Annotated in this window: 1 pseudogene; it reads right to left on the reverse strand. The window is 32.1% G+C overall.

The window, feature by feature from the left end:
* Positions 1-109: 109 nt before the first annotated feature.
* Positions 110-293: pseudogene (locus tag IOC57_RS25575) on the reverse strand (IS110 family RNA-guided transposase); the annotation flags it as partial.

Consider the following 293-nt stretch of genomic DNA (forward strand, 5'->3'; position numbering starts at 1 on the left):
CAAGAAACCTGGTACTCCATACATATTTGAAATCCTACGAATAAGACAACATTAAAAAATAAAGTTAACTTTTTAAAATGATGCATTCTATATAGCTAATGTTTTATTTCTATGCTGCTAAAGGGATTATTACTTGGACTTTATTTGGACAGTAAGACTCGTTTCGTCGTGCTATTCCTACAAAAATCCTTGCTAGTTTTCCTATCAGTTTCATGATTGACTTCATTTTCTTTATCTTCTTTACCTTCACATTATGGGAATGGATGGCTTTAAACTCAGGGTTATTCATCACG

This window comes from Bacillus sp. SD075 (assembly GCF_017355165.1).
Taxonomy (GTDB): Bacteria; Bacillota; Bacilli; order Bacillales; family DSM-1321; genus Peribacillus.